Source organism: Chryseobacterium sp. MMS23-Vi53 (assembly GCF_047651245.1).
GTDB lineage: Bacteria > Bacteroidota > Bacteroidia > Flavobacteriales > Weeksellaceae > Chryseobacterium.
Genome location: NZ_CP180265.1, coordinates 3,307,133 through 3,332,401 on the forward strand (window position 1 = coordinate 3,307,133; position 25,269 = coordinate 3,332,401).

Sequence of the window (25,269 nt, forward strand, 5' to 3'; positions counted from 1 at the left end):
TCTAATAAAATAGAGAATGAACTTTGTAAAAGTAGATAGAGTACACTTTCATACGTTTGATTCGTTGAGATTCCTGTCTTTTTTATTAGTTTTTTTCCGCCATTCCCTCATTCCTGAAGATAGCATTTTGCATTATTTCTCAAAGGAAGGTGGGATTGGTGTTTCTTTTTTCTTCGTATTGAGTGGCTTTTTAATCACTTACATTCTTATTCTTGAAAAGATTAATAATCAAGGAAAAATTCCGTTAAAAAAGTTTTTTAAAAGAAGAATTTTAAGAATTTGGCCATTGTATTATGCAATGGTTTTATTCGCAATGTGTACGCCTTTTATTTTGAATTTTTTTAATGTATCTTATTCTAATGAAGGATATCAGCCAAAATGGTTTTTTACGCTTACATTTTTAGAGAATTATGTAATGATCTTTACTAAACAACTACCAAATGTAGCACCATTAACTGTAATTTGGTCTCTTTGTATTGAAGAGCATTTTTATATTTTCTGGGGATTGGTTTTTTATTTTATTTCTTTAAAAAATATTCCGAAACTTCTTTTTGGATGTATTATTTTCTCTTTTGTAATGCAATCTGTTTATGAAAAACACGAGCTTAATACTTTAGATTTATTTACAAATATTCATTATTTTGCTTTCGGAGCAATTCCGGCTTATTTGTTTGTTTTCAAGAAAAATATTATTGAGAAAATAGGTGGAATTCCTGCTATATTTAAATATTTATATGCTTTAGGAATTATTGGGATTATATTGATGGTTGCCAATACAAACGCAATTCCGGATCTTAAAATAAGTTCATTACTTTTCAGTATTTTATTTTCTGTTTTAATCTTATTTACACTTGGTGAGAAAAATGTTTTTAAAATTTCAGACAAAAGTGTTTTAGCTAAATTGGGAAAATATACGTATGGTTTGTATTTATTTCATACTATTGTTATTGGTTTATTCATTAAACTAGGAACTCGGGTTAATCTGAATTGGATTGAAATTACATTATTGTCATTCGTTTTGACTTTAATATTTTCCGTTTTGTCTTATCATCTTTTTGAAAAACAATTTTTGAAATTTAAAAATTAATCATACTAATAATTAGAATGAACGATTTAAAAATAAGTAGGATACATTTTCACACCTTCGATTCGTTGAGGTTTTTTTCATTTCTGTTGGTTTTTTTACATCATGCTAATATTCCGCAAGATTCTTTCATGCAATATTTTTCAAGAGGTGAGATCGGTGTTTCTTTTTTCTTTGTTTTAAGCGGTTTTTTAATTACTTATATTTTAGTTCTAGAAAAGCTGAATAATAAAGGAAAAATTCCATTAAAAAAGTTTTATGTGAGAAGAATGCTAAGAATTTGGCCATTGTATTATGCGATGGTTTTATTTGCCTTTTTTACACCTTATCTCATTCAGTTTTTTCATCTGCCATCATCTAATGACGGCTACGAACCCAATTGGGTCCTTACATTTACTTTTCTGGAAAATTATATGGTTATGTATACAGGAGGTCACCCTAATGTTTCTCCTTTGCCTGTAATTTGGTCACTTTGTGTAGAAGAGCATTTTTATATCATATGGGGGCTTATCATATATTTTATTTCTTATAAAAATATACCTAAGTTAATTTTTATAAGTCTGATTATTTCATTTATTTTCAGAATTGTTTATACAGCGTTACATATCGGAATGCTAGATATTTTTTCAAACCTTGATTATTTTGCTTTAGGAGCGATTCCGGCTTATATTTTTGTTTTTCATAAAGAGCTCATACATAAATTAAATTTAATTCCTACTTTTTACAAATACCTTTATTTTCTTGTTGTGATTGCTATAATTGCAGCGCCTTTAGACATTCTTATTTTTGAAAATATCAATGTAAGACCTCTATTCTTTGGAATATTATTCGCTTTGCTCATTTTATTTACTTTAGGAAGTAAAAATGTATTCAAAATCTCTGATAAAACCATTTTCGCTTGGCTCGGGAAATATACTTATGGCTTATATCTAATCCATCTTGTACCGATTATGCTGTTCAGAAAATTGGGCGAAAAATATCATTTAGAATGGTATATTACATTGGTTTTATCCTTTATCGCAAGTGTGATTTTGGCATACTTGTCTTATCATCTTTTCGAAAAACAATTTTTGAAATTTAAAACTAAAACACAGTTCACTTCTCAATAATTTGCCCTTTCGTTCTTACCAAAGATCAATGTATATCATCTTCTATTAACCTAATTTTGTCAACATAAAATCAACAATATGGAATTAGGAATAGGAATGTTTGGCGACTTATCAGTCGACCAGGCAACCGGAAAATATAGAGATGCCGGAGTGAAAATCCGTGAAATTTTGGAACAGGTAAAATTCATGGATGAGGTCGGAATAGATGTTTTCGCAATGGGAGAGCATCACCGTCCGGATTATGCAGTTTCGTCACCGGAAATGGTTTTGGCTGCGGCTGCGAGTATCACAAAAAATATAAAATTGGCGAGTGGTGTAACGGTTTTAAGTTCATCTGAGCCTGTAAAAGTTTATGAAGATTTTTCAACGTTGGATCTAATTTCCTATGGTCGTGCAGAAATTTTCGTAGGAAGAGGAAGTTTCATTGAATCTTTTCCGCTTTATGGGTATTCTTTAAATGATTACGAAGAGCTTTTTGATGAAAAATTAGAATTATTATTAAAAATAAATTCAGAAGAAAACGTTTCATGGTCTGGAAAACTACGTGCGCCAATGAAAAATCAAACCGTTTATCCAAGAGCAAAGAATAATGGGAAACTATCTATTTGGAGAGCGGTTGGAGGAACGCCTCAATCGGTTCTAAGTGCGGCTCAGTTAGGAATGCCATTAGTCGTGGCAATTATCGGAGGAATGCCGATTCAGTTTAAAAATTTAATTGAATTTTATAAGCAGGAATACAAAAAAGCGGGTCACGATGAATCTAAAATGCAGATAGCTGTTCATTCTCACACCTTTGTAAGCGACGATCCGAAAGTTATTGACGGGTATTTTCATAGCTACAAATCTCAAATGGACAGAATTGGCTCATCCAGAGGTTGGACGCCTTACACGAAAGCTCAGTATGAAGGTGGAAGAAGCAAAGACGGTGCTTTATTCATCGGAAGTCCGAAAGAAGTGGCAGATAAAATTGCTTACTTAAAAGAAATCTTCGGAATCACCAGATTTATCGGTCATATGGATGTTGGAGACCCTTCCCACGAACTGATGATGAAATCTATCGAACTATTCGGAAAAGAGGTAAAACCTGTTCTTCAAAACTTATAAAACAAGCCATCGTTGATATTTTCAGCGGTGGTTTTCTTTAAAACCATTATGATTTGGATAAAACCTTCCTGTTTTTGCCTATTAAGATTCGTTTTCTTTTTTTGCGGCTAGTTTTTCATTGGTAATTTGACGCATTTCCTTCAAGCGATTTTTTCTTTTGAGTTCCGCTTCTTGAATTTTACGTTTTTTATTGTCGATTTTCTTTTTATGCAATTTTCTGTTGGCTTCTGTATTTCTACTCATCTCAATTTATTTGTAATTTTTATTTCGATAGATGGGACTAAATTAATCTATTCTTATTAAAAGGAAAAGCCTTTTTTCAATTGGAATTTAATATAGTTGTTAATAAAAAATACAATTTAATGTCTATTTTTACATCATGGAACAACAATCAAAAGATCCTCTCCACGGAAAAAGACTCGATGCCATTCTTGAAGAACTGGTAGACTACTATAATGGTTTTGAAAAGCTGGGAGAGCAGATCAATATTAAATGTTTTACGGATAATCCAAGTATTAATTCATCTTTAAAGTTTCTCAGAAAAACAGATTGGGCAAGAGCAAAGGTTGAAAGCCTGTACCTTTTTGTACTAAGAGAGAAAAAACGTGCTGATGAAAAGAAAGGGAAGTAATGCATTCTTTTTCAAATTTATTTAGGAAATCAATCATTTCAAAAAAGAGTATATTTGTACAGATAATCGTGAAAAAGAACTCACGAAAAAAACAAAAATATGACAATTGAACAAAATCATGTTGTAGCTGTAAAGTATGTACTTCACACTATCGAAGCAGATGGAAGTAAGATTCTTGTAGAAGAAACAACAGTAGAAAATCCACTTACTTTTTTGTATGGTGTGGGAATGATGATTCCAAAATTTGAACAAAATATTCTTGGCTTAAAAGCCGGAGATAAAGCAGATTTCGTTATTCAGCCGGAAGAAGCTTACGGTGAAAAGCAACCGGATGCTATCGCACAATTGCCAATCGATATGTTCGCAGAATCTGGAATTCCACCGGTGGGAGCAATTTTGCCATTATCTGACAATCAGGGAAATAATTTCCAGGCGTTTGTTGTGGAAGTAACTCCTGAAGCTGTTGTGGCAGATCTTAATCACCCGATGGCTGGGAAAGTGTTAGATTTCCAAGTGGAAATTTTAAATACACGTCCTGCGACAGAAGAAGAGTTGTCACACGGTCACGCTCACGGAATCGACGGAAACGAAGCTCACTAAAAAATAATATAAATGTCCGATTTTTTGTCGGACATTTTTTTTGTTGTTAAATGCTTATATCATTCTGAATGGAATTTGCGAAGCAATATGAAATGAAGAATCTTTTGAAATAAAATATTTAAGATTTTTCGACTTCACTTCGTTTCACTCAAAATAACAACCACACAAAATTGAAATGAAATTTTAATTATTCCAAAAATTCCCCACTCACATAAAACCAACGGTTCTGAATCATTTTAAATTTAGATAATTCATGATGAATGTGTTCTTCTCCATTTTCATCAATATAAAAAGCCTTAAATTCAACTTTACTGATGGAAGGTTTATCCACAATTTCCAATTTTGTCCACGTGTTGATTTCTCTCCATTCCTGCAAATCTTTGGTGTTGTGAAACTGTCGTTTGCTGGGAGCTGTTGTTTGCATTAAATATTTTCCGTTGGGAATTGCAAACGCAGAAAATCTCGAACGCATCAACGCTTCCGCAGTCGGCGCATTTTTTTCTCCGGTGTGATAAGGTTTACAGCATTCTTCGTAGGCTTTTCCTGAACAGCAGGGACAATTCATTTTTTTCTCGATTTTATTTTAAAACACAAATGTACAGGAATATTGTTATTTTTTCTGCCACGAATTCACGAATCATACAAAGTTTGCATCAATAGAAATGGGCTTTAGCCCATTTAAGAAAGTTATCCATGCTAAATTGGCTTTAGCCAAAACTTATTTTATTTTCCCACAGATTTGACAGATTTCCACAGATGTTTACGTTTTAATTTTTCGTAATAATATTAAATCTGCGTGAGAAAAATATTAGTGTTATTTGTGAAAAACATTTGCTATTAGTTTTTAAATTAAAAAAAGCATCCAAAAAAATGAATGCTTTTAAAATTATTATTAATCTTCGTCTTCGATTCTGGTATCTACAAAAGTATATTCATTGCTATTCATATCCATTGATACACTTTTTGATTTGAATTGTACTTGTGATTTGTCAAGAATTTTATAAGTATAAACATCTGTGTTTCCTGAATCAAAATGAAGTTCATGAAACTCTCCGTTTTCAATCCACCATTGTCCTTTTTCTACATGTTGATCAACCTTACAATCCTGAACTGTAGTGAAAAGAAGCATAAAAGTTCCATCTTCTTTTCTATCCATAATCCACAGTTTCTCTACTCCATCAATTTGTTGATCCTTTTCACTGCCTTTCCATAAGCCTACAAGACTTTTGTCTATTTTATTGGCTTGAGGTTTAGCCTTTTGGGCATAGATCGTTCCGAAACTTAAAATTAATGCGCTTAAAATAATCTTTTTCATAGCTATTTAAAAAATATTGTTATTCTCATTTGGCTGTTTACATCTATTCCTGCACTTTTTGCAGGAATCCATTTTGTATTTTTTATGAATTTTTTTAATTCGTTAATAAAATAAGAACTGTATTGATAATTTTTTTTATTTTGAAATCTGATATCGATTTTTGTATCTGAAACCTTTCCTGTCTTGCTTAGAATGAATTCTGCTCCAATATGAGAATAAAAGTCTTTATCTTTTCTGAATTCAAATCCTTCAGGATATTCTACATTTCTCCAAAAATCTCTTTCGCTGGTCTTGAAAAAATCATCATAAGTTTTATCACCTGGATATCGTGAAATATAATCACATTCTTCAAAAGGATAAATTCTATCAGGATTTTTCTTCACATATTGTATTTCTGCAACATTTCTTAAAGAATCAATAAATTTGCGTCCAAATCTTTTATTGATCTCATTTCTCATAACGTATGCATAGCAATTTTGAAGCTCAGATGGAACTGTGCAAAAATAGGCTGCAGAGTCTATTGTAATATTGTATTTTTTTAAAAGAGTATTCATTTCTTCATTACTTCGATATTGTTTTACCATTCCGAAATAATGGAAGTAAACTAATTTTTTATTTTTAATATCAATCTCTGCTTTTTTAGTTTCAGCCTGACAGGTGGAGTCCCAATATTTTTGTTCTTCCTTCATCCATTTTTCCATTTTAATCATTAATGAATCAGAAATCGTATCCGATTTTGTTTTATAAAAAGATTCTGACTTGCTTTCGAATCTTTTATTTTTCATCGTAAAACAAGTCAGAATTATTATGGATAAAGAAGAAATTACTTTAATTCCAATATTTAATACCATAAATGATATTTTATTATTTAATAAAACCTCTGTTTCTCAATAAAGGCTTAATATCCGGATCGTGTCCTGTAAAATCTCTGAATGCCTGATTCAAATCAACAGAATTTCCTACCGATAGAATGTATTTTCTGAAACGGTCTCCATTTTCTCTCGTCAAACCACCGTTTTTAGAAATCCATTCCCAAGCATCATTATCTAACGTTTCAGACCATAAATAAGCATAATATCCCGCAGAATAACCACCTCCCCAAATATGAGCAAAATACGGAGTATGATATCTCGGAGGAACCGTTGATAAAGTAAATCCATGTTTCGTTAACGATTGTTTTTCAAAATCTAAAACTGGAATTAATTCACTTTCGCTGGTTACCGTATGCCAATCCATATCCAATTCAGCGGCAGAAACCAATTCGGTTGTCATGTACCCCTGATTAAATGTAGCTGCTTTTTTAATTTTATCAACCAAAGCCTGTGGAATTGGCTGCTTTGTTTCATAATGAAGCGCGTAATTTTTTAAAACTACCGGATCTAAAGCCCAGTGTTCATTGATTTGTGAAGGGAATTCCACAAAATCTCTCGGCACACTTGTTCCTGAAAGGGAAGGATATTTTTGACTTGCAAACATTCCGTGAATAGAGTGACCAAACTCATGGAAAATTGTTGTAACATCATCATAACTGATTAATGAAGGTTTTCCAGGTGCCGGTTTCTGATAATTGTAGCAGTTTACTATCACAGGTTTTGTTCCCAAAAGGTAAGATTGTTCGACGAAATTGCTCATCCAAGCTCCACCATTTTTAGAATCTCTTGTGTAAAAATCTAAGTAATAAATTGCAATAGATTTTCCGTCATGATCGAAAACTTCGTACGTCACAACATCCGGATGATACACAGGAAGATCTGTTCTTTTTTTGAAAGTCAGTCCATAGAATTTTTCTGCAGCGAAAAAAACTCCTTTTTCCAAAACGGTTGTAATTTCAAAATAAGGCTTGATTTGATTTTCATCTAAATCGAATTTCGCTTTTCTTACCTGTTCAGCGTAAAAATTCCAGTCCCACGGTTCCACTTTGAAACCTCCGTTTTGCTGATCGATCAAATCCTGAATGTCTTTCGCTTCGCGTCTTGCAGTTTCTACCGCAGGAGTTGCAATTTGATTCATCAGTTTCGTTGCTGCTTCAGGCGTTTTGGCCATCTGATCCTGCAATTTCCATTCTGCAAAACTTTTTTTACCTAAAATCTGAGCTTTTTTAAGTCTCAATTTTGCTAATTTTTCAATCGTTTCTCTTGTGTCGTTTCCGTCACCTTTTTCAGCTCTCAACCAAGATGCCTTGAACAATTTTTCTCTTGTTGCTCTGTTTTTAAGGTTTTGCAAAAGAGGTTGTTGTGTTGTGTTTTGTAAAGCTAAAAGATATTGACCCGGTTTTCCTGCGTTTTTAGCATCAGAAGCCGCAGCAGCGATTTCGTCAGCCGAAAGTCCATCCAGTTCTTTAGCATCGGAAAAGAAAACTCCGCCTTGCTTTCTTGCTTCCAATAATTTGTTGGAATATTGAGTAGAAAGTGAAGCCAGCTCTTGGTTTACTTGCTTTAATTTTTCCTTATCAGCCGCAGAAAGATTTGCTCCTGCAATTTCAAAGTTTTGCTTATAATATTGTAAAAGTCTTTTACTTTCAGAATCCAGACCGTTTTCAGTGATGGCTTTTATTCTTTTGTAAAGATTTTCATTTAAATACATTTTATCGGAATGTGCAGCGAAAACTGGAGCATATTCTTCATCTAAAGCCTGTAAAGTTGGGTTTGTATTTGCACTGGTAAGATTTGAAAAAACAATCACCGCTCTTTTTAAAACTTCACCGCTTTTTTCCAAAGCTACAATCGTGTTTTCGAAAGTTGGAGCTTCTGGATTATTAGCAATTTTGAGAATTTCAGCATCGTGCTGTTTTAATCCAAAATCAAAAGCGGGTTTAAAATGTTCATTTTTAATTTTATCAAATTCAGGAGCTTCATATTGAAGCTTGCTTTTCTTCATAAAAGGATTTGAAGAAAGGGAAGCGTCCGGTGAAGGCACTTCCTGTTGATTATCGGCTTTTTTCATTGTAGTACAAGAGTAGTTAAATGCTAATGCAGAAATTAATAATACCGATGTAATATTTTTCATAAATTAGTTGTTAATAAAGTATAAAGATATTAAAAACTTAAATTATAAAAATTATTAAGCATGAAATCAACGACTATTTTTATGTTTTCAGCCTTTGTTTTGTTAGCTTCTTGCAACGAAAAACATGAAAGAAGACACAATGACGATAACGAAGAAAATACTTGGGTAGAAAAAGTTGTAACTAAAGATAACGGACCTGTACGAGAAAAAGAATTTACCGGAGATTTTGATGAAATTGAAATTTCTCAGGCAATCGAAGCTGAAATTATAAAAGCTGATGTTGAAAAAGTTGTGATTTCTGCACCTGAAAATATCATGGATCAGATCTTGGTGGATAATAGCGGTGGAAAACTTCACATCCATTATAAAAGCGGAATCCGTGTAATGAATTCTCACAATGTAAAAGCAAGAATTTTTGCGAAAGATTTCACAAAGTTAAATGCCAATTCTGCGGGAACAATTAAGGTTAAAGATAAATTTGTTCAGGATAAAATGCATGTTGAAATTTCAAGTTCAGGTTCTGTTTCGGGAGACCTGGAAGCGAACGATTTCGATATTTCTGCGGACAGCAGCGGAAGCTTTGATGGAAAAGTTTGGGCAGTAGATCTTAATATTGATGCATCTTCTGCTGCAAGTATCGATGTTACCGGAAAAGCGAAAAATGCGGATGTAAGTGCTTCTTCAGGAAGTAGTATTTCTGCGAAAAATGTATTTGCAGATAACGTGGATGCGGAAGCTTCGAGTGGAGGAAGTGTAGAAATTACGGCAACTTCAAGCGTAAAAGGCGAGGCTTCTTCGGGAGGAAGTGTACACGTTTCCAGAAAAGGTGAGCTTAAAAATGTGCAGAAAGAAGAAAGCAGCGGCGGAAGCGTAACTGTGGAATAATTCGTTAAAAATAAAATACAGAGCTCTGGTTTTATTTAAAGAATCGGAGCTTTTGTTGTTTTGAAATTAAAATTTTTCTGTCATTAAGAGGTTGTATTGGTCGGTTATTATTCTTTGGAAGATGCTTTGCAATGTCTTTTATTTCATTTTCCGACATATTGATAGGATTTTTAAAAACAATCCATGTTACATTATCTGAACACGGAGGAGTTGTTAATGAACCTGAATATTGGTAGTAAGACTTGTTTTTAGGATACATTTTTTCCGGATTGAAAGTAATATTTGTGTCTTCTTTTCCATTTTTAGCCAGTGATTTGAAGACATTTAGTTTTTCAAAATAAGAATTTTCTTCACCTTCTTTTACCATGACACCAATCACAAGAATAGACCATCAAGAGCTTTATGTACAAAATGAAGTTCTAGAGGATAATGAATTCCATCAATGGTATGTTCGGATTTTTCATGACCATGAAATTGAATCAAAGCATATTTTTTATTTTCATATTTAATAAAACTTGAGTCTTCAAAATCAAATTGCAAGGAATGACCATTATCCTGAATGTCTTTTACGTCTCCTAAATCATATTTAAAATCAATTTTTTTAAGATTTTTACCCTTAACGACTTTTAGTGTACTGATATTAATAGGAGACTGTGTTTTTCCCTGACTGCATTTTTCGTTGCCCAGAATTTCTCCCCAATGTTCGGGAGATCCTTCCCCTTCATAACTCCAATGATTTTGTGCATTAATAAAATTTAGGACTAATAAAGCACAGATAATAACTGTTTTTTTTCATTTGTGTAAATTTATCTTTTGGAGAAATTATAAACTACAAATATAATCAAGTACTAAGAAAAAAACATTACTACAAACACTCTGCAATATTTTAACCTGTTGAAAATGAATTGAAATAATATGAAATTAAGTAGAATTGCAGTGTTAGACAAAATTAATTCTCAGACTCCTCATCATCTTCTTCAGATGAGGAATCTTCTTCCCAGTCACGACTATCGAAATTCAGATTGTCGTAAGCCAATAGTTCTTCCTCTCGCTGGAGGATTTCTTTTGTGGTAAATAAAAGAATTTTGTCATCATCACTTTCTTTTGCCCTTGCCAGTTTTTTGATGGATGCTTTATCAATCGCCATAAACCGTTGTCCCAGTCTTCTAGCCGCATATTTTCGCATTCCTGTTTCATGGAGAACATCAACTGCCATATCAACTGCAGTTCCTAAAGTTTCACGGTAAATATTATTAATTCCGTTATTTAGATAATCGTAGGCATCAATCCTGTTTTTAGCTCTTACGAAAATTTTTACGTTTGGGTAATGTTCGCGAACGAGATCTGCAATGAATTTATTGTCATCCGGGTCATCTAGACAAAGAACCAAAATTTCGGCATCTTCAATTCCGGCGGCTCTTAAAATAGGAATTCTTGTAGCATCACCATAATATACTTTAAAACCATAGCTTCTAAGTAATTTTACACGATCCGAATCCCTGTCCAAGACCGTCGCCGAAATTTTATTGGCTTTCAGAAGACGTCCAACGGTACTTCCGAAATGACCAAAACCAACAATAATGATTTTCTTCTGAGAAACATTGCTGTCCAGAATGTTGTAATCGTGATCGCCTTCCGGAATGTCTTTAATGAATTTTGGAGTAATCAGTTTATCATTAATAATTAAAAGAAAAGGAGTGATGCACATCGTAATTGCCGTGACAGCCATCATTTGAGCATTTAATTCCGGATTTAAAAGATATAAACTTGAGGCATAATTAATTAAAACAAAGGCGAATTCCCCAACCTGCGAAAGTGCAAAAGCGTAGAATAAGCTTTGTGAATTATCAATTTTAAAGAATTTACCAATTAAAAAAAGAACAATAAATTTGATTCCCAACACCGCAAAAACGGTACTGAAAATAAAAACCGGATCTTTTTGAATAACATTGAAGTTCATGGTAGAGCCAACACTCACAAAGAAAACCGCCAATAACAATCCTTTGAACGGATCGATTTGAGCCTCCAGTTCGTGACGGAATTCACTGTTTGCCAACATCACACCAGCAAGGAAGGCTCCCAACGCCGGAGAAAGTCCGATAGCCACCATTAATTCTGAAACTCCAATGACTAAAAATAGAGAAGAAGCCGTTAAAAGTTCGGTCATCCCAGATTTTGAAACATATCTTAGAAATGGAACAAAAACATATCTTCCCAATAAAATTAATACAACAACCCCCAATATTACCGTTGCAAACTGCATCCATTCCGGAAGTGTTTGTATCAAAACCTGAATATCGTTGTCATTATCCTTGGCTTTATAATTGGCAACAATTGGCAAAATCGCTAAAATTGGAATCACTGCGATATCCTGAAACAAAAGGGTAGAGAAGGATGCTTCTCCAGCCAATGTTTTTAAATTGTTTTTTTCCTGCAGAGTCTGCAAAACAATAGCTGTGGAAGATAAGGCAAAACACATCGCAATGGCAATGGCTTTATCGATACGCCAACCAGCCCAGATGAAAATCAGAAATAATAAAGAAATGGTTAACAGCATTTGCGTAAGACCGAGTCCGATTATTTTTTTCCGCATTTCCCAGAACTTTCGGGGCTCCAGTTCTAATCCGACCAAAAATAAAAGCATAATCACGCCAAATTCGCTGGCGTGCATGATTCCGTCGACATCTTTTCCTGTCAGTTTCAGAACATAAGGCCCAATGATAATTCCACCAGCAATGTAGCCGATCACCGAACTTAACCCAAATTTTCTGGCCAGCGGAACCATAATAATGGCAACGCCTAAAAAAATAAGGGTGTTCATAGCTAAGCTGGTTTCCATATTTTTTTATTGATTCAAAAGTTCTGTAAATTCTTTTTTATGCAGGATAATTTCCTTTTTTGAAAGCTTATTGGCTTCGTAAACGATCTTGATATTTTTAATATTGGCTTTGAAAACTCTCAGAGCAACAATTAATCCACTGATTAATTCTTCAATTGTATATTGATAAGTTCCGTCTTTTGAAAATGATCTTTCCTTTCCACCAGTCGTTACGAGAATATAGACCTCTTTGCCTTCAAGCGGATTGTATTCGCCGTCTTTGAGCCAGTCTCTGTCGAACACCTCGTCGATCCAAAGTCTTAGCAAAGGCGGCATTCCAAACCAGATTAAAGGAAACTGAAAGATAAAACGATCGTAATTTTTTATCCTTTTTCTTTCTCGAAAAGCGGCGATATGAAAATCAGGATATTCTTCGTAAAGATCTCTGAGTGTAAAATGCTGGTGACGAACATAGAAATTAATGAGCTCTGCATTCGAGTTTGAGTGCTCTAAATAAGGATGCGCAAAAACTACCAACGTCTTCTTCATAAACCTGTTTTCAGTAAATATAATGAAAAAAGTTTGAATTAAAGGTAGGTTTTGGAGAGGTTTATTAATTTTTTAATATTAAAAATAGAAAATTATGTTAAGAAATGGTAAAGAATAAGAGTTTAAATTTTGTTTTCTTTAATATTTGTTGGTGTGTTTTTTAAACGCAAAGTTCGCAAAAATTTTTCTTTAAATTATTGAGAATATTTTTCGTTCGCAAAGGCGTTTCACTCAGCAAAGAAAACGGTGTAATGGTTATTCTGACGAAAGAAGAATATATCATTATAAAATAGCATAATAGTAATAATCATCAAGTTTGTCATTCCGTAGGAATCTCGGCAAAGTTTTAAATAACGTAGCTTAAATTCCTACGGAATAACAAACTTTGTGGAAACTTATTTCCAAATATTATTTTTGAATTTTTAAAGGATTAAAAAAGATTAGAAAAAAGAAAAATAGATATTAAATAATGTTCTACCATCCCCCCGAAGCGCCACCGCCTCCAAAACTTCCGCCACCGCCGAAGCCTCCAAATCCTCCACCGCCGCCAGAACTTCCACCACCAAAACCACCACCGAAACTGCCTGGGAAAGGGAAAAATCCTCCCGGATAATTTCTGCGACCTCTTCTGGTGATTATTACATCGTCGTCGTCACTGTTTCCACCGCGACCGCCGCCTTTATTTCCGAAAAGAATGGAGAGAATAATGATAATAACAAAAACAATTAGAAGAATTTTAAGAATACTTCCATCTCCGCCATTGTCAGAAACTGGTGCAGGTTTGAATTTTCCCTGAACCGCTTCCATAATCGCAGAAGTTCCTCCATTAATGCCTTCGTACCATTCGCCTTGCTTGAAGTGTGGAGTAACGATATAATCTAAAATCTGTCCTGCTACGGATGCTGTTAAATATTGTTCAACCGCTCTTCCTTGCTGGATCGACATGGTGTGATCTTCGGTTGCAATTAGAAAAACAACTCCGTTATCAACTCCCTTTTTTCCGATTCCCCATTTTTCTCCGAACATCGTTGCTAAAAAGTTTACATCTTCACCTTTTGTTGAAGGAATAATGACAACTTCAATTTCTGTTGAGGTAGAATCCGAAAAAGCGATCAGCTTTTTATTAAGATTATCTTTTTCCTGTTGAGAAAGAATATTGGCCTGATCGAAAACAGGATATAACACCGTTGGTTTAGCCGGAATAGTGTATTGTGCTGATACAAAACTGTAAAAGCAAATCAATAAAAATGAAAATACTATTTTAAGAGAACGTAATTTCATTGGAGAGCTGATTGGGATTTTCTCCTTTTACAGGAAAATATTTTTTTAGTTCAAGACCGGTTTCTAGAATGCCGCTTTTTAAAGCTTTATAATAATTTCCTTTGGCAAATTCAGAAGTAATATAGTCGTGCAGATGATCCCAGTAAGATTGACTTACCTTTTCATGAATTCCTACATCTCCAATAATCGTAAGATATTTTTGTTCAAAATTAATATGAAAAAGCACGGCATTTCTTTCGGCGGTTTTGTTCATGCTCAACTTTTTGAAAATTTCAAAAGCGGTTTCTGCACTTTTGGTTTCGGTATTCGAGTCGATGTGCACTCTTATCTCGCCTGTAGAATGATCTTCCGCAGACTGAATAGCTTCCACGAGGGAAGCTATCTGCTGATTTGTTAAGAATTTATTATCCATTATTCTGAGAATACTTCAGGTGCTTTTTGCGCTCCTGCGTCTGCTTTGAAATAAGGTTTTTCTTTAAAGTTTGTAAAATTCGCCAAAATATTATTTGGGAAGGTTTTAATCGATGTATTGTATTCCTGAGCTGCCGCGTTGTAGTAAACAGTCTCTGTTCTGATGCTGTTTTCTATTGCGATATATTCTCTTTGGAAATTAATGTACTGTTGGTCTGCTTTTAGGTTTGGATATTGTTCTACAACAGCCATCAATCTGTTTAATGCACCTGTTAATTCCCCTTGTGCAGCCTGGAATTTTGCAATATCCTGTTCAGTCATATTTGTAGGATCTACATTAATAGAAGTTGCTTTCGAACGAGCTTCGATTACTTTTGTTAATGTTTCCTGCTCAAATTTAGAATAAGATTTTACGGTTCTTTCCAGATTCGGAATAAGATTCGCTCTTTTTTGGTAAACAGTCTCTACATTGGACCATTTTGTATTTACGTTCTGTTCCTGTGTTACAAATCCGTTGTAGCCGCTTTTTCCCCAGAAGAAAATAACTGCAACAATGATAAGAAGAGCTATACCAATGGTTCCGGCGCTCAGACAACCTTTATTTTTCATAGTTTATTTTTTTTAATTTTTTGTGCTAATCAAATATACAAATTATGTGCTAATTTTGTAAAAATTTATTTTAATGACGACAATAGTGGTGGCAATGGGAGAGAAGAACGAAATTGGTCTTGATAATCAATTGCTTTGGCATCTTCCAAAAGATTTAAAACACTTTAAAGATCTTACTTCGGGGCATCCGATTATTATGGGGCGAAAAACTTACGAAAGTATCGGAAAACCGCTTCCCAATCGTACCAATATTGTTGTGTCGAGAAAGAAAGACTGGTTTCAGGAAGGAATTCTGATTGTAGGAAGCATTAAAGAGGCTGTAAAATTTGCGAAAAAAATTGATGAAGAAGTTTTCATTATCGGTGGCGGAAATATTTATGAGCAAACAATGGAAGTCGTTGATAAATTAGAAGTTACTTTAGTAAAAGCTGATCTTAACGCTGATACGTTTTTCCCTAAAATTGATCCTAAAATCTGGAAAAAGACAGGTGAAGTCTGTCATGAGAAAGATGAAAAAAATCAATACGATTTTTGTTTTCAAACGTACGAAAAGGTTGATGGTAAATAGTTGTTGGTTGACGGTTGCTTCTTGTAGTTTTAATATGTGTGAAAAATTTTAACTATCAACTGGAAACAATCAACAATCAACCAAATTTCTTATCTTTGCACTTCTAAAATTTAATAATGAATAAATACATAAAGTTCGTAATCTCTGCAGTCATTATTGCAGTAGCAGTTTATCTGATGATGAACAGAAATATCGGCTGGGGAATTGTTTTGGTTGTTATCGCTGCATCACCGATTTTACTTTTCTTTAAAAACGAATATATTTTATTGGCTTTCTGGCAATTGAGAAAACAAAATATGGAAAAAGCCGGAGAATGGCTTAAAAATATTAAGAACTATCAAGCGCAGCTTCATAAATCTCAATACGGATATTATCATTATTTATTGGGGTTGACGCAAGCTCAGGATCACCCGACAAAAGTGGAGCCCTTAATGAAAAAAGCATTGGAGTATGGCTTAAATATGAAGCACGACAGAGCAATGGCAACATTGAATCTTGCAGCTGCAGCAATCTCTAAGGGTAGAAAGCAGGAAGGTCAAAAATTATTGGATGAGGCAAAAAGATTAGACAGTGCAGGAATGATGACAGATCAGATCAAAATGATGAAAGATCAGTTGAAGATGCCGACAATGCAAAAGCATATGCATAATCCTAATATGAGAAATAGAGGAAAATTCTTTTAACTAAGAGTTTTAATTTAAAATATAAATGCACTTGAGAAATTGAGTGCATTTTTTTGTTTTGAACTATTAAGATTTATCTAAGGAATTAAGTTTGATTTAAAATCAAATCAAATAGATTTTAAGTTTAAATGTTAGCTAAGTAACTTGATATTCTTAACTCCTTGAATAAATGTTAATGGTTTAATTTACATCTCAGAATTATTATGCTCATACCCATAAAATTTCGGGATCTGCCAATGATATTTTACAGCGAAAGTTCTTATCGCAACAATTAATAAAATGGTAAAAATCTGAACAACTGTATAAGATAGCGTTGTGAATTTTGTTAATAATAAAAACGTCGCACCTCCTACAATACAAGCTGTGGCGTAAATTTCTTTTCTGAAAATCAATGGAATCCGGTTGAGTAAAATATCCCGAATAATACCTCCAAAACAGCCCGTAATTGTTCCTAAACCAATACAAATTAAAGGATGAATATCAACATTTAAACCTTTTTGCACACCAATAATCGTAAATAATCCCAACCCGAAACTATCAAAAATAAACAAAGTTACTCTGAAATTTTTCTCGAAAGATTTAAAGATCATGGTGAAAATGCTGGTCAGAATAATTAATGCACAGGTTAAAAGATCATGCATCCAAAAAACAGGAATATCCAGCAACAAATCTCTTACAGTTCCGCCACCAACCGAAGTTACGAACGCAATAATAAGCACTCCAAACGGATCGAGACGTTTCTGCATCGCTGCAAAACTTCCCGACATCGAAAAGGAAATGGTTCCGAGTACTTCTATGGCAAAATTGAACTGTTCGTGCATGATTTTTATAAAAAAATGATAATTGATGAATGATTTTCTTCTTAAGCAAATTTTCTACCATTCTTCAACTATCATTTTAAATTTATTGAATTACTTCTTTATTTTTTTCTTTCGACCCTTACAGAATCTGGTACTAATAATTCATATTCCCCGCCGTGATTAATAATTTCCCTCACAATGCTGCTGCTGATGAAAGATTTTCCAGATGAGGTTAATAAAAATACGGTTTCCAGTTTTTTATGAGCTAAAGTTCTGTTGGTGTGGGCAATCGCCTTTTCAAATTCAAAATCGGCTGGGTTTCTAAGACCTCGAATGATGTACTGTGCATTTTTTTCAAAACAGTAATCAACGGTTAGTCCTTCAAAATAATCAACTTCTACGTTGGGAAATTCGGCAACGGAATTTTGTATGAATTCCATTCTTTTCTCCAGCGGAAACATATATTTTTTCTGAGAATTCTGTCCGATCGCGATGATTAATTTATCAAAAAGTGGAGCAGCTCTCTCAATAATGTCATAGTGTCCTAAAGTTATCGGATCAAAAGATCCCGGGAAAACAGCAATTTTCATGCGCAATTAAGTTATAAGTTATGAGTTATTAATTATGAGTTTGTTTTTACTCTAATATCTAACTTCTAATATCTAGTTTCCTTTTTGTAAAGCCTTTTCAACCTCGTTTCCACAAAGGTCTGTGATAGAAATTCCGTAGATTTTTGCCTGTTGAGGAAGAATACTTGCAGGAGAGAATCCCGGATTCGTATTCATTTCCAGCATATAAGGAATGCCGTTCATTAAAATAAATTCACTTCTTGAGAAACCGCTCATTCCAAGAGAATTGTAAGCTCTTTTTGCAATTTCTTCCACACGAATTCTTGTTTCATCATCAATTCTTGCGGGTGTAATTTCTTCAGAAGCACCTTCATATTTTGCTTCATAATCGAAGAATTCATTTTGAGGAACGATTTCAGTAATTCCTAAAACGATGGTTTTGCCTTTATAATCTATGACTCCGACAGAAACCTCCATTCCGTCCAGGAAGCTTTCAATTAAAATTTCATCATCTTCTTTAAACGCAATTTCGGTTGCAGCAATTAATTCAGATTTTTCTTTCACCTTAGAGATTCCCAAAGATGATCCCGATTGATTTGGTTTTACAAAGACAGGAAGTCCTAAATATTCAACAATTTCATCAACATTAATGTCTTCACCTTTTCTCAAATAAACACTTTTCGCGGAAGGAATTCCGTATTTTGAAAGTACAGCTAATGTATCTTTTTTATTAAATGTTAAAGCACTTTGATAGAAATCACATCCTGTATATTTTTGCCCAATCGCATCCCAATAAGCCTGCAAAATTCCGTTCTCGCCCGGAGTTCCGTGGATAATATTAAAGCATACATCGAATTTAAGTGTTTCATTTTCTAATTTTACTGAAAAATCACCTCTGTTGATGTCATATTTTTTGTCATTTTCGCCTAAAAAATACCACTCATCTTTAAGGATAACTACTTTATATACGTCGTAAAGATTTCTGTCTAAAGAATCGTAAATTAATTGTCCGCTTTTCAATGACACAACATATTCATCAGAATAGCCTCCCATTACTACGGCAACTTGTTTTTTGCTCATAACTATATAGTATCAATTAAGGCAAATTTAATCATTTTATATAATGGATAAACGGAAATTCGGAAATTTTAAAATCAAAAATGAAATGTGTTAAATAAAAAGGACATTCTAAAATTATTAATTATATTTGCTGTCTAATTATAGTCATTTTAAGTATGCTTAAATCGCTTTTCAATTGGAAAGTTTTGGTGAATTTAGTCGTAGCCATCGGCGTTTTCGTGGGTTTGGTTTGGCTTACGTTCCGTTGGTTGGAGTATCATACCAATCATGGCCAGGAAATTCCGGTTCCAAATATTGTCAATAAATCTGTACAGGAAGCCATCAAAGTTTTGGATGATTCCGGCTTAGATTATGAGGTTGATAGTGCTCAGTATAATCCTAAATACAGACCTTTCCAGGTTTTACAGGTATATCCGACTCCGGGTTCTCGTGTAAAAGACGGAAGAGCAATTATGTTAAAAGTAAATCCTAGAACTTGGGCGAGAGTGGAAGTTCCGGATGTTATCAATAAATATTCAGGTCTTGCTTTCCAAAGATTGGAGCAGGTTGGATTGAAAGTAGGAGACACTATTTTTGAACCAAGTATCCAGAAGGACGCTGTTTTAAGAATCATGTTTAATGGTAAAGAAGCAAAACCAAAAACAAAACTTCCGAGATTCTCTGTGGTAGATGTTGTAATTGGTTCTGGTCCAATGAGAAATATTTCAATTCCGAGTGTTGTAGGATTAACAGTAAAAGAAGCTAGAGCAGTAATTGCTAGAAGCATGTTTGAAGTTGGTATTGTAGAACACGAAGATGGAAGCAAAGATGAATCTGATATTATTTATTATCAGGATCCTGCAGCCGGAGATGTACGAGATCAGGGAATGCAGATCGATCTTTGGGCAAGTAAGAAAACACCTGCGGAATTGAGTGCTAAAATCGAGCAATTGAACTCAGTTTACAGAATGAAGCCAGATACAGGTTTACCCCCGATAGAATATCGAGAAATGCCTGCTCATCAAGAGCCAAGCTATGATGCTCCGCCACCTGCACCAGCTCCGAGAAGAGAAACTCCTAAACCTGCAGATGCTGTAAAATCGGATGCTCCGAAAACTACAATGACAACTACGAAGCCAACAGCTGTGGCAACCGAAAATAAACCAAAAACTACTGCTTCTAACACAAACGGTAGTTCTGGTAACAATACATCTGGTAATAACAAACCAGCAACGGCAACTACGCAAAAACCTGCCGAAAAGCCAAAAGCTAAAAAGGTAGTTGTAGAGTAATACATTAATTATTATAAAAAATACAGGCTTCAACTTTTATTATGTTGAAGCCTTTTCTATAAAAAATAAAGCAATGACAGAAGATAACGAAGATTTTTTAGATGAAGAATTATTAGACCAAAACAGTATTGATAATATAGATATTGATGAGGAAAATAAGGGATTGTACGAACATCTTAATATCACTGTTGATAAAAGTCAGGAGCCTTTAAGAATTGATAAGTTTTTATTGATTTTCCGTCAGAATTCTTCACGGAATAAAATCTCTCAAACCTGCAGAGCCGGAAATGTTATTGTAAACGGTGTAGCCGTAAAACAAAACTATCGTGTAAAACCGGGAGACCAGATTTCTGTACTCCTGGCTCATCCGCCTAGAGAGAATGTGATAATTCCTCAAAATATTCCTATTAATATTGTATACGAAGACGACGACCTTATCGTTGTAGATAAAGAACCGGGGATGGTCGTTCATCCGGGATTCGGAAACTGGGACGGAACCTTAGTGAATGCTTTGGCTTACCATTTCGAGCAAAATGGTGATAAATCCGATTTGGACAGAGTAGGATTGGTTCATAGAATTGATAAAGATACTTCCGGACTTTTAGTTATCGCTAAAAATGAATATGCTTTAAGCTTTTTAGCAAAACAATTCTTCGACAGAAAAACAAAAAGACTATATTGGGCTTTTGTTTGGGGTAATGTTCAGGACGATACAGGAACTATCAGAGGGCATATCGGTCGTCACCCGAAAAACAGAATGCAAATGCACACGTATGAAGACGGAAGCCAAGGAAAGCATGCCGTGACGCATTATAAAGTTTTAGAAAGATTTAAATACATGACCTGGGTAGAGTGTAAATTGGAAACAGGAAGAACCCACCAAATCCGCGCACACTTCAAACACATCGGTCATACCTTATTTAATGATGAAAGATATGAAGGTCATACACCTCTCAGAGGAGTGAATCTTCCTAAGTATAAGCAGTTTATAAAAAATGTCTTTGAGGTTTTGCCTAGACACGCACTTCATGCTCATACTTTAGGATTTATACATCCAACTACGAAGAAAGAATTATATTTTGAGAGTCCAATGCCGAAAGATATGACGGATGCTGTAAAAAAATGGAGAAATTATTTAGAAAACTAAAAATATATTGAGAATTTTTTTATATTTGTTGAATTGAAATCAAGATTTGTTATGAGAAAACTATATGCTATCGTATGTTTAGCTCTTTTGTCAAATGCATACAAAGCACAAGAAACTTTACCGTACTATCAACAATACCTTTTAGATGGTGAGTTTCTGTTCAACCCGGCACAATACGGAAAAACCGACTATGTGCAGCTTAATCTTAACTATCAGCAGCAATTTTCGAAGTTCAGTGAGTCTCCAAACGTGCAATCGGTTGGGATCAACGCGAACATCTTTGATAGAGTAGGAGCAGGTTTGTCTGTATTCAGAGACAGCAATGGTCCTATTTCTGCAGGCGGTATTACGGCGGGTGCTTCATATTTTATTCCTCTTAGCAGTGAAGGAGATAGAAAAGATCAGTTCTCTTTCGGTACAAGTGTGAGTTTCTATAATATGAATTTTGATTATTCAAAAATTAATACTCAAGACGCTTCAGATCCATTATTACAGGGAAGTGAAAGTAACATTTTCATGGCTTATGCAAACTTTGGAGCGCAGGCAACTTTTAAAAATATCTTCGCTGGAGTTTCTGTAAATGATATTGCATTAACAAACGATGAAGCTATCGTAAACGGACGTGAGCCTTCTCCTATCAAATTCTTCTTAAACTTAGGATATGACTGGCATGTGGGTGACAATATCTATTTCACTCCGTCAGCTTTAATCAACCTTAATACAAACTCTACAAGAACGATTGATTATAACTTAATGGGTACGTTCTTTAATGATATTAATTCATTCTCTTTCGGGGTTAGCTACAGATCTGTTCAAAATAGATTTGATAGTCAGCAATTACAAATTGCACCAGTTGTAAAGGTAAGATTCAACAAATTCATGATTGGAGCTACTTACAACTTGGGATTATCTGATATTCAGGAATATGGAGGAAACAGCTTCATGATCGGATTAGGATATAACTTCGATAACTTCATTAACCACAGAGGTTATAGATATTAATTGATTTAATTTAAATAAATTTGAGCTCTGAATTTTTTCAGAGCTTTTTTTATGATCTATATTCACATTCCGTTTTGTAAGCAAAAGTGCAGTTATTGCAACTTTCATTTTTCAACATCTTTAAATTTTAAAGATGAAATGTTGGCTGCGATGAAGAAGGAAATCTTTTTAAGAAAAGATGAATTACAAAATAAAAACTTACAGTCCCTTTATTTTGGTGGCGGAACTCCGTCCATTCTTTCTCCTGATGAAATTAAAGCTTTAATTGATGAGGTTTTAAAACATTTCAGTTTTGAAAAAGATATCGAAATTACATTAGAAGCCAATCCGGACGATTTAGATAAAAACTTTCTGAAAGGTTTATCAGATTCTCCAATCAATCGTTTGTCAATCGGTACTCAAAGCTTTTTTGAGGAAGATTTAAAGTTAATGAATCGTGCACATACAGCAAATGAAGCAGAAGATTCTATTAAAAGAGCGCAAGATTTTGGCTTTGAAAATTTAAGTATTGATTTAATTTACGGTTCGCCCACTTCCAATTTAGAAATCTGGAAAGAAAATTTAAATAAAACAATTGCGCTTGAAGTACCACATATTTCTTCTTATGCTTTAACGGTTGAACCAAAAACTGCGTTAGAAAACTGGATTTCCAAAGGAAAAGTAAAAAGCCCAAGAGAAGAGGAGCAGAATAAAGAGTTCTACTATTTATCAGATTTTCTGAAAGACAATGGTTTTGAACATTACGAAGTTTCCAACTTTGCAAAACCCGGTTTTTACTCAAGACACAATTCTTCTTATTGGAAATATAAAGAGTATTTGGGCATCGGTCCTTCTGCACATTCTTACAATGGTTTTGATGTCAGAAGTTGGAATATTGCAAATAATCAGCAATATATTAAAAAATTAAATTCAAATCTTTTGGCAAAAGAAGAGGAAATTCTTTCTCAGGAAGATCAGTTTAATGAGATGATTATGATTGGTTTAAGAACCATTTGGGGCGTTGATTTAAATAGCTTAAAAGAAAAATTTAATGACAGGTTTCTTGAACATTTTCAACGAGAAATTAAATCGAAACTTGAAAATGAAATTTTAGTTATAGAAAGCAACCATTTAAAAATTCCTGAAAAGCACTGGTTTATGGCCGACGGGATTGCTTCGGATTTATTTATCGTCTAGACTGGAAGTCTGAAGATTGAAGCTGGAAGAACGGTTTGTAAAAAACTTCCGACATCCATCTTCAAGCATCCAACAATTTCACTATTTTTGTATAAAATTTCAACTCAATTTTGAAAACTAAAAAGCAAGATTATTCGCATCTTTCACCAAAGCAACCCATAGGAATTTTTGATAGTGGAGTTGGCGGATTGACGGTTGCCAAAGAGATAAAGAGACTTCTTCCCAACGAAGATCTTATTTATTTTGGAGATACAAAACACCTACCGTACGGGGAAAAATCAAAAGAGGCAATCATAGAATATTCTACAAAAATCACCAATTTTTTATTAGAACAGAATTGTAAAGCGATCGTAATTGCCTGTAATACGGCAACCGCAAATGCTTTGAATGAAGTGATGCAGTCTGTTGCGGGGAAAGTTCCTGTGATCGACGTAATCAATCCTGTTGCGGAAAAAGTGTCTTATGAGATTCACAACAACGTTGGAGTGATTGCGACAAAAGCAACCGTAAACTCGGGACTTTATAAGAAAAGCATCAGAAAGCACAATAAGTGGATTAAAGTGGATGAATTGGCAACGCCATTGCTGGTTCCTGCGATAGAAGAAGGTTTTAAAAATCACCCGATTACTCATGCGATTATTTATAATTATTTGAGTAATAGTAAATTAAAAAACATTGAAACATTGATTTTAGGATGCACTCATTATCCTTTATTAATCGATGAAATCAAGCAATATTACGGAAACCGTGTTCGTGTGATCGATTCTCCAAACATTGTAGCCAATCATTTGAAAATTATTTTAGATAAATATAATTTGCTTCACGATCAAAATCCGAAACCGAATTATCATTTCTACCTTTCGGATCTTACGAAAAACTTCGAAAAAATCTCAAAGAAATTCTTTGGTAAATCAATTGATTTAGAACTAAAAGTATTATAAAAACAAAAAAAGACTCATTTTGAGTCTTTTTTTATTCTGTTGTTTCTGCAGTTTCTTCTTTGTTAGGTTCAAAAAAGCTGAAACTTACATTTCCGTATTTTCTGGTATCAATTAAATTCGGATGATCAAATTTCATTCGGCTTTGATGTTCTACCACTAATATTCCGTTTTCTTTTAAATATTTATTGTTTAAAACCAAAGAGATCAGTTCGTGATATTTCTTTTCTTCCATTTCGAAAGGGGCATCAGAAAAGACAATTTCAAAGGATTTTTTATTTCTGAATTTTTTAAGCCAATCGAAAACATCACCTCGCTGAACATTTACCTGTAAGTTAAAGCCAAGCTCAGAAGCGGTTGTATTTAAAAAAGCAGTATGCTTTGGGTTCATTTCTACAGAGGTAATATCCTGAGTTCCTCTTGAAGCAAATTCAAAGCTGATCGAGCCAATTCCCGCAAAAAGATCCAGCACAGAAACCGACTGCATATCATATGTATTTTCCAAAATGCTGAAAAGAGCTTCTTTTGCAAAATCCGTCGTAGGTCTTACATCAAAATTTTTCGGAGCTGCTATTTTTTTGGCTTTCCACTTGCCTGAGATTATTCTGTACATGTTTTTTAGTTGTTAGATTG

The 25,269-nt window shown here is 34.0% G+C and carries 29 protein-coding genes; 13 read left to right on the top strand and 16 right to left on the bottom strand.

Features of this window, described 5'->3' with window-relative positions; genetic code table 11:
* Nucleotides 1-16: 16 nt before the first annotated feature.
* The 3 genes from ACKX2A_RS14795 (at nt 17) to ACKX2A_RS14805 (ending at nt 3,297) form a co-directional block, all read left to right on the top strand.
* Nucleotides 17-1,087, top strand: a complete 1,071-nt coding sequence (locus ACKX2A_RS14795; RefSeq protein WP_415325506.1) for an acyltransferase family protein — start codon at nt 17-19, stop codon at nt 1,085-1,087.
* A 17-nt stretch (nt 1,088-1,104) separates the two neighbouring features.
* The gene (locus ACKX2A_RS14800) at nt 1,105-2,193 is read left to right on the top strand and encodes an acyltransferase family protein (protein ID WP_415325507.1); all 1,089 of its coding nucleotides are present in this window, start codon (nt 1,105-1,107) and stop codon (nt 2,191-2,193) included.
* A 78-nt stretch (nt 2,194-2,271) separates the two neighbouring features.
* Entirely contained in the window at nt 2,272-3,297 is a 1,026-nt protein-coding gene (locus tag ACKX2A_RS14805) for an LLM class flavin-dependent oxidoreductase (RefSeq protein ID WP_415325508.1), read from the top strand.
* A gap of 81 nt (nt 3,298-3,378) precedes the next feature.
* Here ACKX2A_RS14805 and ACKX2A_RS14810 read toward each other — a convergent pair whose 3' ends face one another.
* On the bottom strand, nt 3,379-3,540 hold the full coding sequence (locus ACKX2A_RS14810; protein WP_415325509.1) for a hypothetical protein: 162 nt from the start codon (nt 3,538-3,540) through the stop codon (nt 3,379-3,381).
* 136 nt (nt 3,541-3,676) lie between these two features.
* Between ACKX2A_RS14810 and ACKX2A_RS14815 the strand changes: the two genes are divergently transcribed.
* Both ACKX2A_RS14815 and ACKX2A_RS14820 read left to right on the top strand, forming a co-directional pair.
* Nucleotides 3,677-3,928 carry a VF530 family DNA-binding protein gene (locus ACKX2A_RS14815; protein WP_415325510.1) on the top strand — a complete coding sequence of 84 codons (252 nt, stop codon included), beginning with the start codon at nt 3,677-3,679 and terminating at the stop codon, nt 3,926-3,928.
* A gap of 99 nt (nt 3,929-4,027) precedes the next feature.
* Nucleotides 4,028-4,528 (top strand): FKBP-type peptidyl-prolyl cis-trans isomerase, encoded by a 501-nt coding sequence (locus ACKX2A_RS14820; protein ID WP_415325511.1) that lies wholly within the window; start codon nt 4,028-4,030, stop codon nt 4,526-4,528.
* Nucleotides 4,529-4,715: 187 nt separating this feature from the next.
* On the opposite strand, the gene ACKX2A_RS14825 is transcribed toward ACKX2A_RS14820, so the two are convergent.
* The 4 genes from ACKX2A_RS14825 to ACKX2A_RS14840 all read right to left on the bottom strand — a co-directional run bounded on the left by ACKX2A_RS14825 (nt 4,716) and on the right by ACKX2A_RS14840 (nt 8,849).
* Nucleotides 4,716-5,093: a YchJ family protein gene (locus ACKX2A_RS14825; RefSeq protein ID WP_415325512.1), complete on the bottom strand. Its 378-nt coding sequence runs from the start codon at nt 5,091-5,093 to the stop codon at nt 4,716-4,718.
* Nucleotides 5,094-5,420: 327 nt separating this feature from the next.
* Entirely contained in the window at nt 5,421-5,843 is a 423-nt protein-coding gene (locus ACKX2A_RS14830; RefSeq protein ID WP_415325513.1) for a hypothetical protein, read from the bottom strand.
* A 2-nt stretch (nt 5,844-5,845) separates the two neighbouring features.
* Nucleotides 5,846-6,694, bottom strand: a complete 849-nt coding sequence (locus tag ACKX2A_RS14835; protein WP_415325514.1) for a hypothetical protein — start codon at nt 6,692-6,694, stop codon at nt 5,846-5,848.
* Between the two features lie 13 nt (nt 6,695-6,707).
* Nucleotides 6,708-8,849: a M3 family metallopeptidase gene (locus ACKX2A_RS14840; protein ID WP_415325515.1), complete on the bottom strand. Its 2,142-nt coding sequence runs from the start codon at nt 8,847-8,849 to the stop codon at nt 6,708-6,710.
* 60 nt (nt 8,850-8,909) lie between these two features.
* On the opposite strand from ACKX2A_RS14840, the gene ACKX2A_RS14845 reads away from it, so the two are divergent.
* On the top strand, nt 8,910-9,734 hold the full coding sequence (locus ACKX2A_RS14845) for a head GIN domain-containing protein (protein WP_415325516.1): 825 nt from the start codon (nt 8,910-8,912) through the stop codon (nt 9,732-9,734).
* Between the two features lie 31 nt (nt 9,735-9,765).
* Here ACKX2A_RS14845 and ACKX2A_RS14850 read toward each other — a convergent pair whose 3' ends face one another.
* The 7 genes from ACKX2A_RS14850 to ACKX2A_RS14880 form a co-directional block, all read right to left on the bottom strand.
* Nucleotides 9,766-10,101 carry a carbonic anhydrase family protein gene (locus ACKX2A_RS14850; protein ID WP_415325517.1) on the bottom strand — a complete coding sequence of 112 codons (336 nt, stop codon included), beginning with the start codon at nt 10,099-10,101 and terminating at the stop codon, nt 9,766-9,768.
* A gap of 8 nt (nt 10,102-10,109) precedes the next feature.
* Nucleotides 10,110-10,514 (bottom strand): carbonic anhydrase family protein, encoded by a 405-nt coding sequence (locus ACKX2A_RS14855; protein WP_415329477.1) that lies wholly within the window; start codon nt 10,512-10,514, stop codon nt 10,110-10,112.
* Between the two features lie 169 nt (nt 10,515-10,683).
* On the bottom strand, nt 10,684-12,573 hold the full coding sequence (locus ACKX2A_RS14860; protein ID WP_415325518.1) for a monovalent cation:proton antiporter-2 (CPA2) family protein: 1,890 nt from the start codon (nt 12,571-12,573) through the stop codon (nt 10,684-10,686).
* A 6-nt stretch (nt 12,574-12,579) separates the two neighbouring features.
* A complete protein-coding gene (locus ACKX2A_RS14865) occupies nt 12,580-13,101 on the bottom strand; it encodes an NAD(P)H-dependent oxidoreductase (protein ID WP_415325519.1) in 522 nt (173 codons plus the stop codon).
* 474 nt (nt 13,102-13,575) lie between these two features.
* The gene (locus tag ACKX2A_RS14870) at nt 13,576-14,382 is read right to left on the bottom strand and encodes a TPM domain-containing protein (RefSeq protein WP_415325520.1); all 807 of its coding nucleotides are present in this window, start codon (nt 14,380-14,382) and stop codon (nt 13,576-13,578) included.
* Nucleotides 14,363-14,794: a TPM domain-containing protein gene (locus tag ACKX2A_RS14875; protein ID WP_415325521.1), complete on the bottom strand. Its 432-nt coding sequence runs from the start codon at nt 14,792-14,794 to the stop codon at nt 14,363-14,365. Before ACKX2A_RS14875 ends, ACKX2A_RS14870 begins: the two co-directional genes overlap by 20 nt.
* Nucleotides 14,794-15,402 (bottom strand): LemA family protein, encoded by a 609-nt coding sequence (locus ACKX2A_RS14880; RefSeq protein WP_415325522.1) that lies wholly within the window; start codon nt 15,400-15,402, stop codon nt 14,794-14,796. The genes ACKX2A_RS14875 and ACKX2A_RS14880 overlap by 1 nt, the downstream gene beginning before the upstream one ends.
* A 73-nt stretch (nt 15,403-15,475) precedes the next feature.
* Between ACKX2A_RS14880 and ACKX2A_RS14885 the strand changes: the two genes are divergently transcribed.
* Nucleotides 15,476-15,970: a dihydrofolate reductase gene (locus tag ACKX2A_RS14885; RefSeq protein ID WP_415325523.1), complete on the top strand. Its 495-nt coding sequence runs from the start codon at nt 15,476-15,478 to the stop codon at nt 15,968-15,970.
* A 116-nt stretch (nt 15,971-16,086) separates the two neighbouring features.
* Nucleotides 16,087-16,653 carry a DUF2892 domain-containing protein gene (locus ACKX2A_RS14890; RefSeq protein ID WP_415325524.1) on the top strand — a complete coding sequence of 189 codons (567 nt, stop codon included), beginning with the start codon at nt 16,087-16,089 and terminating at the stop codon, nt 16,651-16,653.
* Nucleotides 16,654-16,838: 185 nt separating this feature from the next.
* Here ACKX2A_RS14890 and ACKX2A_RS14895 read toward each other — a convergent pair whose 3' ends face one another.
* From ACKX2A_RS14895 to ACKX2A_RS14905, 3 genes are all read right to left on the bottom strand, one after another.
* Complete coding sequence (locus ACKX2A_RS14895) at nt 16,839-17,474, bottom strand: trimeric intracellular cation channel family protein (protein ID WP_415325525.1); 636 nt, start codon at nt 17,472-17,474, stop codon at nt 16,839-16,841.
* Between the two features lie 98 nt (nt 17,475-17,572).
* A complete protein-coding gene (gene coaD / locus ACKX2A_RS14900; protein WP_415325526.1) occupies nt 17,573-18,043 on the bottom strand; it encodes a pantetheine-phosphate adenylyltransferase in 471 nt (156 codons plus the stop codon).
* Nucleotides 18,044-18,115: 72 nt separating this feature from the next.
* Nucleotides 18,116-19,102 (bottom strand): D-alanine--D-alanine ligase, encoded by a 987-nt coding sequence (locus tag ACKX2A_RS14905; protein ID WP_415325527.1) that lies wholly within the window; start codon nt 19,100-19,102, stop codon nt 18,116-18,118.
* 155 nt (nt 19,103-19,257) lie between these two features.
* On the opposite strand from ACKX2A_RS14905, the gene ACKX2A_RS14910 reads away from it, so the two are divergent.
* The 5 genes from ACKX2A_RS14910 (at nt 19,258) to murI (ending at nt 24,639) form a co-directional block, all read left to right on the top strand.
* Nucleotides 19,258-20,373, top strand: a complete 1,116-nt coding sequence (locus tag ACKX2A_RS14910) for a PASTA domain-containing protein (protein WP_415325528.1) — start codon at nt 19,258-19,260, stop codon at nt 20,371-20,373.
* Nucleotides 20,374-20,446: 73 nt separating this feature from the next.
* Nucleotides 20,447-21,520 carry an RluA family pseudouridine synthase gene (locus tag ACKX2A_RS14915; RefSeq protein WP_415325529.1) on the top strand — a complete coding sequence of 358 codons (1,074 nt, stop codon included), beginning with the start codon at nt 20,447-20,449 and terminating at the stop codon, nt 21,518-21,520.
* 51 nt (nt 21,521-21,571) lie between these two features.
* On the top strand, nt 21,572-22,522 hold the full coding sequence (locus ACKX2A_RS14920; RefSeq protein WP_415325530.1) for a type IX secretion system membrane protein PorP/SprF: 951 nt from the start codon (nt 21,572-21,574) through the stop codon (nt 22,520-22,522).
* A 51-nt stretch (nt 22,523-22,573) separates the two neighbouring features.
* On the top strand, nt 22,574-23,698 hold the full coding sequence (gene hemW, locus ACKX2A_RS14925; RefSeq protein WP_415325531.1) for a radical SAM family heme chaperone HemW: 1,125 nt from the start codon (nt 22,574-22,576) through the stop codon (nt 23,696-23,698).
* Nucleotides 23,699-23,808: 110 nt separating this feature from the next.
* Nucleotides 23,809-24,639: a glutamate racemase gene (gene murI, locus ACKX2A_RS14930; RefSeq protein ID WP_415325532.1), complete on the top strand. Its 831-nt coding sequence runs from the start codon at nt 23,809-23,811 to the stop codon at nt 24,637-24,639.
* A gap of 31 nt (nt 24,640-24,670) precedes the next feature.
* On the opposite strand, the gene ACKX2A_RS14935 is transcribed toward murI, so the two are convergent.
* Nucleotides 24,671-25,249 (bottom strand): RsmD family RNA methyltransferase, encoded by a 579-nt coding sequence (locus ACKX2A_RS14935; protein ID WP_415325533.1) that lies wholly within the window; start codon nt 25,247-25,249, stop codon nt 24,671-24,673.
* Between the last annotated feature and the right edge of the window lie 20 nt (nt 25,250-25,269).